The 12322-nt window shown below is 71.0% G+C and carries 13 protein-coding genes; 9 read left to right on the plus strand and 4 right to left on the minus strand.

Annotation, left to right across the window (positions count from 1 at the left end):
• Positions 1-28 precede the first annotated feature (28 nt).
• Complete coding sequence (locus D9V37_RS01815) at positions 29-892, plus strand: Bax inhibitor-1/YccA family protein (RefSeq protein WP_121804406.1); 864 nt, start codon at positions 29-31, stop codon at positions 890-892.
• A gap of 178 nt (positions 893-1070) precedes the next feature.
• On the opposite strand, the gene D9V37_RS01820 is transcribed toward D9V37_RS01815, so the two are convergent.
• Positions 1071-1937, minus strand: coding sequence for an SDR family oxidoreductase (locus D9V37_RS01820; protein WP_121804407.1), 867 nt, complete (start codon positions 1935-1937; stop codon positions 1071-1073).
• A gap of 74 nt (positions 1938-2011) precedes the next feature.
• Between D9V37_RS01820 and D9V37_RS01825 the strand changes: the two genes are divergently transcribed.
• On the plus strand, positions 2012-2566 hold the full coding sequence (locus tag D9V37_RS01825) for a TetR family transcriptional regulator (protein WP_121804408.1): 555 nt from the start codon (positions 2012-2014) through the stop codon (positions 2564-2566).
• Here the strand turns inward: D9V37_RS01825 and D9V37_RS01830 are convergent.
• On the minus strand, positions 2529-3572 hold the full coding sequence (locus D9V37_RS01830) for an SGNH/GDSL hydrolase family protein (RefSeq protein ID WP_121804409.1): 1044 nt from the start codon (positions 3570-3572) through the stop codon (positions 2529-2531). The two genes, D9V37_RS01825 and D9V37_RS01830, sit on opposite strands and share 38 nt — an antisense overlap.
• Positions 3573-3608: 36 nt before the next feature.
• Between D9V37_RS01830 and D9V37_RS01835 the strand changes: the two genes are divergently transcribed.
• Positions 3609-4979: a cystathionine beta-synthase gene (locus tag D9V37_RS01835; RefSeq protein ID WP_121804410.1), complete on the plus strand. Its 1371-nt coding sequence runs from the start codon at positions 3609-3611 to the stop codon at positions 4977-4979.
• A gap of 282 nt (positions 4980-5261) precedes the next feature.
• Here the strand turns inward: D9V37_RS01835 and D9V37_RS01840 are convergent, their stop codons facing one another.
• Positions 5262-6161, minus strand: a complete 900-nt coding sequence (locus D9V37_RS01840; protein ID WP_232524681.1) for a cobalamin-binding protein — start codon at positions 6159-6161, stop codon at positions 5262-5264.
• A 73-nt stretch (positions 6162-6234) separates the two neighbouring features.
• Between D9V37_RS01840 and D9V37_RS01845 the strand changes: the two genes are divergently transcribed.
• From D9V37_RS01845 to D9V37_RS01870, 6 genes are all read left to right on the plus strand, one after another.
• The gene (locus D9V37_RS01845; RefSeq protein WP_121804412.1) at positions 6235-6876 is read left to right on the plus strand and encodes an ABC transporter permease; all 642 of its coding nucleotides are present in this window, start codon (positions 6235-6237) and stop codon (positions 6874-6876) included.
• On the plus strand, positions 6876-8138 hold the full coding sequence (locus D9V37_RS20835) for an ABC transporter ATP-binding protein (RefSeq protein WP_121804413.1): 1263 nt from the start codon (positions 6876-6878) through the stop codon (positions 8136-8138). Before D9V37_RS01845 ends, D9V37_RS20835 begins: the two co-directional genes overlap by 1 nt.
• Positions 8131-8916, plus strand: coding sequence for an ABC transporter permease (locus D9V37_RS01855; RefSeq protein WP_121804414.1), 786 nt, complete (start codon positions 8131-8133; stop codon positions 8914-8916). Before D9V37_RS20835 ends, D9V37_RS01855 begins: the two co-directional genes overlap by 8 nt.
• On the plus strand, positions 8916-9899 hold the full coding sequence (locus D9V37_RS01860) for a glycine betaine ABC transporter substrate-binding protein (RefSeq protein WP_232524682.1): 984 nt from the start codon (positions 8916-8918) through the stop codon (positions 9897-9899). The genes D9V37_RS01855 and D9V37_RS01860 overlap by 1 nt, the downstream gene beginning before the upstream one ends.
• Positions 9896-10408 carry a DinB family protein gene (locus D9V37_RS01865; RefSeq protein WP_232524683.1) on the plus strand — a complete coding sequence of 171 codons (513 nt, stop codon included), beginning with the start codon at positions 9896-9898 and terminating at the stop codon, positions 10406-10408. Before D9V37_RS01860 ends, D9V37_RS01865 begins: the two co-directional genes overlap by 4 nt.
• A gap of 517 nt (positions 10409-10925) precedes the next feature.
• The gene (locus D9V37_RS01870) at positions 10926-11357 is read left to right on the plus strand and encodes a VOC family protein (protein ID WP_121804415.1); all 432 of its coding nucleotides are present in this window, start codon (positions 10926-10928) and stop codon (positions 11355-11357) included.
• Positions 11358-11381: 24 nt separating this feature from the next.
• Here D9V37_RS01870 and D9V37_RS01875 read toward each other — a convergent pair whose 3' ends face one another.
• On the minus strand, positions 11382-12077 hold the full coding sequence (locus tag D9V37_RS01875) for a hypothetical protein (RefSeq protein ID WP_121804416.1): 696 nt from the start codon (positions 12075-12077) through the stop codon (positions 11382-11384).
• Between the last annotated feature and the right edge of the window lie 245 nt (positions 12078-12322).

The raw sequence follows: 12322 nt of genomic DNA on the forward strand, positions 1-12322 counted from the left end.
ATCGTTCCCACAGCACAAGGAGGCTCACATGCAGAGCAACAACCCCGTCTTCCGTCGCGCCGAAGGATTCAACGGCAAGGCCTACGACGGCTACGGCGACCCGTCCACGTGGAGCACCGGCGCCGGCCAGACCACCGTCGCCACCCCCACCAGCCCCTACACCCACCAGTCCGACCAGGGCCGGATGACGGTCGACTCGGTCGTGCAGAAGACCGGGCTGACGCTCGGTGTCGTGCTCGTCGCCGCCGTGATCACCTGGATCGTCACCGGCAACGTGGTCAGCCAGGACGCCTTCGGCGAGGACTACGTCAACTCCTCGCTGGCCGGCGGCCTCTACGCCGCGATCCTCGTCGGTGCGCTCGGCGGGTTCGTGCTCTCGCTGGTGAACTCGTTCAAGCGCGTGGTGAGCCCCGCGCTCGTCATCGCCTATGCCGCGTGCGAGGGCCTGTTCATCGGCGGCATCAGCAAGCTCTACCAGCTGCAGTTCGGCCCGGGCGTCGTCACCGGCGCCGTGGTCGGCACGGTGGCCGCGTTCGCGGGCACGCTGGCGGCCTACAAGTTCTTCAACATCAAGGTCACCGACAAGTTCCGCCGCGCGGTCACCGCCGCGATGTTCGGCTTCGTGGGCCTGGTGGTGCTCGACATGGTGCTCGGCTTCTTCGGCTCCGCGATCGGCTTCAACGGCTTCGGCACGCTGGGCCTGATCATGAGCGTCGTCGGCCTGGTCATCGCCATCTTCATGCTGATGCTCGACTTCGACTTCGTCGAGCGCGGTGTCGCCGCCGGCCTGCCCGAGCGGGAGTCCTGGCGCGCGGCGTTCGGCCTGACCGTCACCCTGATCTGGATCTACATCCAGCTGCTCCGGCTGCTGGCGATCCTCTCGCGGCGGTAAGCAGCCCGATCACCGGCCCAGCAGCCCTCCACGTGAGGGCTGCTGGGCTTCTTCGCGTCGTGAGTGGGTGGGGTTGCGCGGGGGGTCCGATCGCCAAAGTCGTGCACTTGCGAAGTTGTGGCTGCGACATGTCGGACTTGCGCCCCGCGTTCCTTCGCAAGTGTGGAGTTGGCGCACCTCAGAAGTAGCTGCCCGCCTCCAAGTCGGCGATCAACCCCGCCCGGCTCGGCTCCCAACCCAGCCGCTCGCGAGTGAGGTCGCTGGAGGCCGGGATGTCGGCGGCGAAGAAGGCGCCCAGCCAGCCGAAGTGCTCGGCAGGTCGCGGCTCCACCGGCAGCCCGAGACCCTCGCCGATGGCGGTGGCGATGTCGCGCGCCGCCACTCCCTCCTCGGCGATCGCGTGCACGATCGGCATGGTCGGGTCCTCGACCGCACGCCGGACGAGCTCGCCGGCGTCGAGGCGATGGACGGCGGGCCAGCGGTTGGCGCCGTCGCCGACGTAGGCCGAGACTCCGCTCTCGCGCGCGATCTCGACCAGCCGGGCAGTGAAGCCGTGGTCGCCCGCGCCGTGCACCGTCGGGGCGAACCGGGCCACCACGGGGTGCAGCCCACGGTCGGCGAGGGAGAGGGCGAGGTCGGCGTTGGCCAGCCGCGGGTGGCCCGATGGCTCGGGCCGGTCCTCCTCGGTGCCGGGGCGGCCCGTGGCCAGGCCGAGGGTTCCCGAGGCGATGAGCAGTGTGCCGCCCTCGGGCAGCGCCTCGCCGACGGCGGCGATGACGCCCCGGTCGAGCTCGGCGGCCTCGGCCATCTGGCTGAAGTCGTGGTGGTAGGCGAGATGGACGACCGCGTCGACGCCTGCCGCGGTCTCGCGCAGCCCGTCGGGTTGGTCGATGCTGCCGCGCAGAACCTCGGCGCCCAGCTCGGCCACGTGCTCGGCCGAGGCGTCAGAGCGGGCCAGCCCGACGACGTCGTGCCCGGCCGCGACCAGCTCGGCGACGGCGGCCGACCCGATCCAGCCCGATGCTCCGGTGACGAAGACCTTCATGGTTCCTCCTGATGTCATGGTGTGACATCACTGTACCTCGCCATGTCACGCTGTGTCATCACTACGATGGGGTGATGGGTCGCTGGGAGCCGGACGCCGCCGAACGGCTGCGCCTGGCCGCGCGCGACCTGTTCGTGGAGCAGGGGTTCGAGGAGACGACGGTCGCCCAGATCGCCGAGCGGGCGGGGCTGACGCCGCGGACCTTCTTCCGGTACTACCCCGACAAGCGCGAGGTGCTCTTCGCCGGATCGGATCAGCTGGAGGAGGCGATGGCCGCCGCGGCCCGCGCAACCGCTCCCGAGGCGACGGCGTGGGACGCCGTGGCGGCGGCGCTGACCGCCGGTGCCACCATGATCGGCGGCAGCCGAGCCTGGTCGCGTCAGCGCCAGGACATGCTGCTCGACCATGCCGACCTGCAGGGCCGCGAGCTGACGAAGCTGGCCAGGCTGGCGACCATCCTCGCGGGAGTCCTGCGCGAGCGCGGCGTGGCCGACGTCGAGGCCGAGCTGGTGGCCGAGGCGGCCCTCACGGTCTTCCGGCTGGGGTTCGCCGCGTGGCTCGAGGAGCCGGGCGACCGGACGCTGGCCGAGGTCATCGGCGAGCGGCTGGACCTGCTCCGTCGGCTGTGACCGGGTCGGGCTCGCGGGAGTCGGGAGCCTCGGCGGTGGTGTGGTGGCGACGCCGGCGCATGAAGGTGACCCAGCGCCCGCCGACGCCGTGGGCCCTGCCGGCGACGTCGGTGCCGTCGAGCTCGGCGCCCGGCGTGCGCGCCGCGCGCGCCGCGGCCTTCGCGACCGGCATGACGCCCTCGCCGCGCCGGGCGACCGGGTAGTCCTCGTCGTCGGGGGCCAGCCCGAGGGAGGCGAGCACGGAGGGGATCAGTACCGCTGCCAGCGAGGCGTAGCCGGTGGCGGAGGGGTGGAAGCGGTCGGGGCCGAAGTAGAGGCCCGGCTCGGCCGCGAAGTCCGGCCCGAGGATCGAGGCCAGCGACACGGTGCGCCCGCCACTCTCGACCGTGACGATGGTCTGCGCGGCCGCGATCCGGCGCGACCAGGTGCGGGCCAGCAACTTCAGCGGCTGCGGGATCGGCCGGACGGTCCCCAGGTCGGGACAGGTGCCGACGACCACCTCGACGCGGGCCTCGCGCAGCATCCGCACCGCCTCGGCCAGCTGGCGCACCGAGGCCGAGGGCAGCACGCCGTGGGTGACGTCGTTGGCGCCGATGAGCACCACCGCGACGTCGGGGCGCGTCGGCAGCGCGCGACCCACCTGCCCGGCCAGCTCGCTGGAGCGCGCGCCCACCCGGCACAGCGTGCGGAGGAAGACCCGCCGCCCGGACTGCTGGGAGAGGCCCGAGGCCAGCACGGCGCCGGGCGTCTCCTCGACGCGCTGCACGCCGTAGCCGGCGGCGCTGGAGTCGCCCAGCAGCACCATGCGGATCGCCGGCCCGGGCCGGTCGCGGCCGTACCAGCCGGTGGCGTCGGGCACGCGGCCCTGGGTGTGGCCGATGAGGTGGCGCGCGATGCGGGCCTCGGCGGCGATGACGCCGAAGATCGAGGCGCCGATGACCGAGAGCCCACCGCCCCCGTACGCCGCCGCGGCGGCGAGCTTGCGCGCTGCACCGGCCCGACCCATATGCACCATCGTAAGAACCGTCGATAGCGTGGCCGTATGCAGTACGCGGAGAGCCTGCTCGACGTCATCGGCAACACCCCCTTGGTGCGCCTGAACCGCACCGCCGACGGCGCCGCGCCGCTGGTGCTGGCCAAGGTCGAGTACCTCAACCCGGGCGGCTCGGTGAAGGACCGCATCGCGGTGCGGATGATCGACGCCGCCGAGCGCTCCGGTGAGCTCCAGCCGGGCGGCACCATCGTCGAGCCAACCTCCGGCAACACCGGTGTCGGGCTGGCGCTGGTGGCCCAGCAGCGCGGCTACCGGTGCGTGTTCGTCTGCCCGGACAAGGTCAGCGAGGACAAGCGCAACGTGCTGCGTGCCTACGGGGCCGAGGTCGTCGTCTGCCCCACCGCGGTGGCCCCCGAGCACCCGGACTCCTACTACAACGTCTCCGACCGGCTCTCGAAGCAGCCGGGCGCCTGGAAGCCCAACCAGTACGCCAACCCGAACAACCCGCTCTCGCACTACGAGCAGACCGGTCCGGAGATCTGGCGGCAGACCGAGGGGCGGATCACCCACTTCGTGGCCGGCGTCGGCACCGGCGGCACCATCAGCGGCACGGGGCGCTACCTGAAGGAGCAGAACGATCAGGTCCAGGTGATCGGCGCCGACCCGGCGGGCTCGGTGTACTCCGGCGGCAGCGGCCGTCCATACCTGGTCGAGGGGGTCGGCGAGGACTTCTGGCCCGAGACGTACGACCGCACCGTCGCCGACCGGATCATCGAGGTCTCCGACGCTGACTCCTTCGCCTTCACTCGCCGCCTCGCCCGCGAGGACGGCCTGCTGGTGGGCGGGTCCTCGGGCATGGCGGCCTTCGCGGCGGTGCAGCTCGCGCACGAGCTCGACGACCCTGAGGCGGTGATCGTCGTCCTGCTGCCCGACTCCGGGCGCGGCTACCTGACCAAGGTGTTCAACGACGACTGGCTGGCCTCCTACGGCTTCCGCCCCGGCGGCGCGCAGCCGCAGCAGACCATCGGCGAGGTGCTGCGCGCGAAGAAGGGCGACATCCCCGCCCTGGTGCACACCCACCCGAACGAGACCATCGCCGAGGCCGTGCACATCCTGCAGGAGTACGGCGTCTCGCAGATGCCCGTCGTCCGCGCCGAGCCGCCGGTGATGGCCGCGGAGGTGGCCGGCTCGGTCTCCGAGCGCGACCTGCTCGACGCCCTGTTCACCGGCCAGGCCCGGCTGGCCGACACCATCGAGCAGCACATGGGCGACCCGCTGCCGACCGTCGGCGCCGGCGTCCCCGTCGGCGAGGCCGTCGGCCGCCTCGAGCAGGCCGACGCGCTCCTGGTCCAAGACGACGGCCGCCCCGTCGGCGTCCTCACCCGGCAGGACCTGCTGGCGTTCCTGGCCCAGGCCTGAGCCCCGAATTCGGACGGGTACCTACCGAAACTCTTCTCGTCGACCGAATCTGGAGCGAATTTCTCGGGGTTTGCCGGGCACCCGGCAAAACCCCCGCCGACCGACCAGCCACCCCACCCTGACCCGAACAGGCCATTTCCACCCCGGACCGCACTCTCGGCATGACCAGGGCCCTGTCCGGAACGTACGATTTATCCGAGACCGGACCTGCTTGGAGGCCTGGGGGCCGAACCCTCAGTTTTTCTCCCTCACGGGTGTTCGGCCTCTCGGGAGAGGGACGGTTCAGGTGGTGGGGGGAAACCCACGTCTCCCCATCACCAACCGTTCCGCCGGCTCGGCTCGGTCCTCCTCGTGCAGCAGTGCGGCGAGCGTCTCCACCCCGTCGACCAGCCGCGGCCCGGGCCGGGCGAACAGGCCGTTCGCGTCGACGGCGTGCACCGGCACGCCGGGCACCTCGCCGCTCGCCTCGACATCGCGGGCGAGCGCCGTCGCGCCAGCCATGTCGTAGCCGCACGGCGCGCAGACGATGAGGTCGGGTCGCGAGGCGCGGACGTCGTCCCAGCCGATGCGGTACGACTTCTCGCCGGCTCGGCCCAGCACCGGCTCGCCGCCGGCCAGCGACACCATCTCGGGTACCCAGTGCCCCGGCGCGAACGGCGGGTCGGTCCACTCCAGCAGTGCCACGCGCGGCCGCGGCCGGTCGGCCACCCGTGCGCCCACCGCCTCGAGTCGTGCCTGCAGCGACGTCACCAGCGCGTGAGCCTCATCTGACCGGCCGGTGGCGCGGCCGATGACGTGGACCGACTCGAGCACCTCGGCCAGCGTGTGCGGGTCGATGGTCAGCACCTCGGCCGTGCAGCCCAGGTGGGCGAGCGCGTCGTCGACGACGCTGACGTCCACGGCGCACACCGCGCACAGGTCCTGGGTCACCACCAGGTCGGCGTCGAGGCCCGCCAGGGCGTCCTCGTCGAGGTGGTAGAGGTCCTCGCCGCGACTCATCGCACCGCTCACCCACGCGTCGATCCCGGCCGCAGTGAGGCCCTCGGGCATGGCGCTGGTGGACACCACCGGACGCTGCCGCGCGGCCTCGGGGACGTCGCACTCGAAGGTGACGCCGACGACGTCCTCACCGGCCCCGAGGGCGAACAGGATCTCGGTGGTCGAGGGGAGTAACGAGACCACGCGCACTCGCAAAGTCTCGCACCGTGTGTTTGGGTGGGGGACCGCTCGCCCAGCGCTCGGAGGCTGACAGCACGTGTGGGACTTCATCGTCGATCGCCGATCACAGCTGCTCATCAACGCGTTCAACCACGTCTACCTCGTGCTCCTCGCCGTCGTCTTCGCCACGATCATCGCCGTGGCGCTGGCGGTCCTGGTGACGCGCATGCCGCGCCTGGAGCCGCTGGCCAACGCGGTCAGCGCCATCGGGCTGACAATCCCGTCGTTCGCCCTGATCGGGCTGCTGCTGCCGGCCACGGGGCTGGGTGACACCACCGCGCTGGTCGCGGTCACCTTCTACGCGACGCTGCCGATCCTGCGCAACGCCATCGTCGGGCTGCAAGGCGTCGACGCCAACCTGATGGAGTCCGCGCGCGGCATGGGGCTGAGCGAACCGGCCGCCCTGCTGCGGGTCCGACTGCCGCTGGCCTGGCCGGTGATCCTGGCCGGCATCCGGGTCTCGGTGCAGATGTCGATGGGCATCGCGGCCATCGCCGCCTACGTGCTCGGTCCGGGCCTGGGGGTCTGGATCTACACCGGCCTGACCCAGATCGGCGGCAAGAACGCCGTCAACTACGCCCTCACGGCCACGATTGCGATCGTCGTGCTGGCCCTCCTGCTCGACCTGCTGCTGATCCTCCTCGGCCGGGTCACCACCTCGAAGGGAATCCGGGTCTGATGACCGCAACCGAAGCCGCGCCCAGCTCCGCCACCGGGGAGGTCAGCGGCGCCGAGATCCGGCTCGAGGACGTCACCAAGGTCTATCCGGGCCAGAAGGCGCCCGCCGTCGACGGCATCAGCCTGACCATCCCGGCCGGCGAGATCGCGATGTTCGTCGGACCCTCGGGCTGCGGCAAGACCACGACGCTGAAGATGATCAACCGGCTCATCGAGCCCTCCTCGGGCACGATCGTCATCGGCGACCAGGACGTGCGCAAGCGCGGCGTCGACGAGCTGCGGCGCACCATCGGCTACGTCATCCAGGGCGGCTCGCTGTTCCCGCACATGACGGTGGCCAAGAACATCGCGATCGTGCCGAAGCTGCTCGGCTGGGACGACGACCGCATCGTCAAGCGCGTCGACGAGCTGCTCGACCTGGTCAGCCTCGACCCGTCGCGCTACCGCGACCGCTACCCGCGCGAGCTCTCCGGCGGCCAGCAGCAGCGCGTCGGCGTCGCCCGGGGGCTGGCCGCCGACCCGCCGGTGATCCTCATGGACGAGCCGTTCGGCGCCGTCGACCCGATCACCCGGCAGCGGCTGCAGGACGAGCTGCTCTCCATCCAGCGCGAGCTGCGCAAGACCATCGTCTGCGTCACCCACGACATCGACGAGGCGATCAAGATGGGCGATCGGATCCTGATCCTGCAGGAGCAGGCGCACATCGCCCAGTACGACACCCCCGACGTCATCCTCGGCAGCCCCGCCAACGAGTTCGTCGCGGACTTCGTGGGCGCGGGCTCCTCGCTCAAGCAGCTGAGCCTGGCCCGCATCTCCGAGGTGGAGCTGCGCTCGGCGACGACCGCCCGGATCGGCGAGCGCACCGCGGAGGTCGCGCAGCGCGCGCAGGCCAATGGCGACCTCGCCGTCGTGGTCCTCGACGACCGCGACCGACCACGCGGCTGGCCGTGGTTGCGGCAGCTGAAGGGCGAGACGATCGTCGAGCCCACCGAGGACCTGGTGAACCTCGACAGCCGGGCCACCCTCAACGACGCGCTCGACACGATGCTCAGCAACGGGCACGGCGGCGCCGTCGTCACCGGCGACCGCGACGCCTACCTCGGCGTGGTGGACTTCGTCGCGGTCACCGACCACATGCGCGACATGCAGGCGCGGGCCAACCAGAGCGCGGCGGAGGCCGGCAGCGAGACCGGCGGCACCCGGATCGCGCGCAGCGACGACGAGATCGACCACGGCACCGACCTGGCCGGCACTGATGGCTGAGACCCGACCGAGCAAGCGGGTCGCCGCGAAGCGCAGCGGGCTCGGCGCCGGTGCGGCGATCGAGCTGCTCGGCATCCCCATCATCGTGCTGGTCGGCTTCGCGGCCTACGCCTGGTGGCACAGCGTCGCCGACCTCGACTTCGTGGAGAAGAGCTCGCTGGCCTGGGGCGACGTGTGGCTGCAGATCTGGCAGCACGTCCGGTTGACGCTGGTCGCCTCGGCGATCGTCGTCGCGGTCGCCGTGCCGCTCGGCATCCTGCTGACCCGGCCCCGCACGAAGTTCCTCGCCCCCGGCGTGGTCGGCGTGGCGAACGGGGGCCAGGCGGCCCCGGCGATCGGCCTCCTGGTCCTGTTGTTCCTGTGGCTCAACGGCGATCTGTCGGGCTTCTGGACCGCGATCTTGGCCCTCGCCCTCTACGGGATCCTGCCGGTGCTGCGCAACACCATCACCGGACTGCAGGGCGTCGACCCGACGTTGGTCGAGGCCGGTCGCGGCATCGGCCTCTCAGGTCGGGCTGTGCTGTTCCGCATCGAGCTCCCGCTCGCGATCCCGGTGATCATGGCCGGCATCCGCACCGCCCTCATCCTCGTCGTCGGCACCGCCTCGTTGGCCTCGTTCATCAACGCCGGCGGTTTGGGCGGCGTGCTGACCGCGGGCATCACCCTCTACCGCTACCCGGTGATGGTCGCCGGCGCCGTCCTGGTCGCGCTGCTGGCGTTGCTGGTGGAGTGGGTGGGTCGCGTGCTCGAGCTGATCGCCCGACCGAAGGGCATCTGATGATGCGCGCGCTCCGGCTGGCCGTCGTGGCCGCCCTCGTGGCGATCAGCACGTCGGCCTGCTTCGGGCTGGGCACCGCCGGCGGCTACGTGCCCACCGGGAAGCTCTCTGGCGCGGTGGCCGACGTGAAGAGCCTCGAGGGGGTGAACCTCTCGGTGGGCTCGAAGAACTTCTCCGAGAACATCCTGCTCGGCAAGATGGCCATCATCCTGCTCCAGTCCGACGGGGCGAAGGTCAAGGACCTCACCAACATCCCGGGCAGCGCCTCCGCCCGCCAAGCTATGCTCGACGACCAGATCGACGGCATGTGGGAGTACACCGGCACCGGCTGGATCACCTATCTCGGCCACGAGAAGCCGATCCCCGACGAGGAGAAGCAGTACACCGCCGTCCGCGACGAGGACCGCAAGAAGAACGGCCTGGACTGGCTGCAGCCGGCGCCGATGAACAACACCTACGGCTTCGCGGTCACCGCCGCGACGGCCAAGAAGTTCAACATCACCAAGCTCTCCCAGCTCAAGGACGTGCCACAGAACGAGCGCACCTTCTGCGTGGAGTCCGAGCTGATCAACCGTCCTGACGGGCTCAAGGGGATGCTGCAGACCTACGGCGTCCCGCTCGGCTCGGGCGTGCCGCGCAGCAACCTGAAGACCTACCAGACCGGCGCGATCTACGACGCCACCGCCAAGGGCTCGTGCAACTTCGGCGAGGTGTTCACCACCGACGGCCGCATCGTCGCCCTCCACCTGAAGGTGCTCGAGGACGACAAGTCGTTCTTCCCCAAGTACAACGTGTCGTTCGTGGTGCAGAACGCGATCTTGAAGAAGTACCCGCAGATCGAGAAGCTGTTCGCTCCGGTGAGCAAGAAGCTGACCAACCAGGTGCTGCTCAAGCTCAACGCGAAGATCGACGTCGACGGCGACGAGCCGGCCGAGGTCGCCTACGAGTGGCTCAAGCAGAACGGGTTCGTGAAGGACCAGTGACGGAACGTCTCGACCCTCCGCTCCAGGGCAACGAGCGCGAGGTGCTGATGGGCTACCTGGACTATCAGCGTGCGACCCTGTGGCAGAAGGTGAGCGGCCTCGACGGCACCCAGCTGGCGAGGGTGCTGCCACCCTCGGACATGACGCTGGGCGGGATGCTCAAGCACTGCGCCCTCAACGAGGACTACTGGTTCTGCCACCGGGCGGCGGGCGGTCCCGAGGGCGAGCCGTGGGACTCGGTGGACTGGGACGCCGACCGCGACTGGGACTGGCACTCGGCCGCGCAGGACTCACCCGAGGAGCTGCTCGGGCTCTGGCACGCCGCCGTCGAGCGGGCCCGCGCTGCCGTCGCCGACATCGACCTGGCGACGCCGGCCGTCATCGGGCGCCGCGACGGGGAGCGCCCCAGCCTGCGCTGGATCGTGGTCCACATGGTCGAGGAGTACGCCCGCCACAACGGCCACGCCGACCTGATCCGCGAGTCGATCGACGGTGTCACGGGGGAGTAACAAACCCCGCGGAACAACCGTGAACTGACACGCGGGACGAACGCGGACAAAGTCTCCCAGTTGCCGGTATAGACGTGCGGTACTGGCGTTTTCGGTGGTACCTATGGGCCTGACCGACGGGGGCCGGCCGAGCACAGGAGGGTGCATGCGGGACCCCGTCGCGCGCGCATCGTCGCGCTCATCTGCTCCGGCCCGATCGCGTCGGCCACGTTCATGTGGTGTCCGCACCGTTCCCGGCGCGAAGTGCCACATGCCGCACGCCCGTACAGCCAGAGGTCGTGCGGTGTCCGATCCATGCGGACCCGCGAGGGAGGTGGCATCGATGAAGGAGCTCATGAAGGAGCTGATGAAGGAGTTCATGAAGGAGTGACCTCCTCATGCCTCCGCACGGAGCCGGCCGGGGTACCCCCGTTCCCGGCCGGCTCCGTCTCCACTTCCTGGGGGGACACAGGCACCACCGCCGGTCGCACGCTGGGTCCCGTTCCGCGTCTCGGGCACGTACGCAAGGACCCCTGGCATGACTGTGCGACTGAACCCCTACTTGAGCTTTCGCGGCACTGCTCGAGAGGCGATGACCTTCTACCAGTCCGTCTTCGGCGGTGAGCTCACGCTGACGAGCTTCGCCGAGTCCGGCGCCCTCCAGGTGCCCGCGGAGGAGGCCGAGTGGGTGATGCACGGCCAGATCCGGCTCGACGACGTGCTGACCCTGATGGGTGCCGATGCCCCGACCGTCGCCGGTTCCGCGGCGGTCGGCGAGCAGCCCGACCCCGGTGGGTTCTCGGTCTGCCTCAACGGCGACGACGAGCCGCTGCTGCGCCTGTGGTGGGAGGGCCTGCGGCTCGGGGCGCAGATCCAGGAGGAGCTGAGCCAGGCGCCCTGGGGCGACTGGTTCGGCATGCTCGTCGACCGCTTCGGTGTGCACTGGATGGTCAACATCACGACCTCGTGACGGCGCCGGTCACGACAGCACGACTCACGACACGGTGACGGTGCGCTCGGCGGCCCCGCGCATCGCGCGCATCGCCGCGGCGAGCTGGTCGACGCTCCATCCGGTCTCGGTCGGCACCAGCTCGCCCACGGCGTCGCCGGTGGACCAGGCGCAGGTCGCTGCTTCGCCACGCGAGGTGCTCATGCAGATCCCGGCGGCGTCGCTGCCGGCCGCGACCTCCTCGACGTCGTAGCCCGCGGCCCGGGCGCTGCGGGTGAAGGCGTCGATGAACTCGCCCGGGTCGCCGGCGGTGTCGATGGCGGCGCCGACGAAGACCACCGGGCCCGTCGGTCGCCCCGTGGCCGCGGTGTCGGCGACGTAGGCCCCGCCCACGACGCCGGCCAGCTGCTGGCCGAACCGATCGCGGAAGCCCTGCTGGGCGGTGCTGATCCGGCTGCTCAGGTCGGCGGTCGGGGTGGCGTCGCGGCTGAGCGCGCCGGCGTGGTCGGGCAGGTGCAGCGATCTGGAGCTGTGCTGCCCCGCGTGGACGGCGAGCGCCCCCAGCGTCGCTGCGATGACCAGCAGCGCGAGCCCGCACAGCGCGATCGGCAGCATCAGCGCGCGCTGGGCACGCGTGTCGTCGCCCGCGGCCGCGACCCAGCGCTCGTAGGACTGCCGCTGGCGCGGCAGGCGTACGACCGGTGCGGCGCGCTCCCCGGCAACGCGCGTCGTCTCCAGCATGCGGATGACCCCCCATGAATCGTGGTCGTCATCCTGCCCAGTCCCACGGACAGTGCCAACGTCACGTGGGGTACTTGTCCGGAAAACCCGGAAGGTCTGGCCGTTTGGTCTGAAACGGACATTGCGGGCGTAGGTCGACAGCCGACCCACTCAGCCCCACCGGATCGGTCACAGCCGGTCGGTGAGCCGCGGCCGCGTCGAGCTCGGGGTCGGCTCCGGGGTCGGCTCCGGGGTCGGCTCCGGGG

The organism is Nocardioides mangrovicus (assembly GCF_003674065.1).
GTDB classification, from domain to species: Bacteria; Actinomycetota; Actinomycetes; order Propionibacteriales; family Nocardioidaceae; genus Marmoricola; species Marmoricola mangrovicus.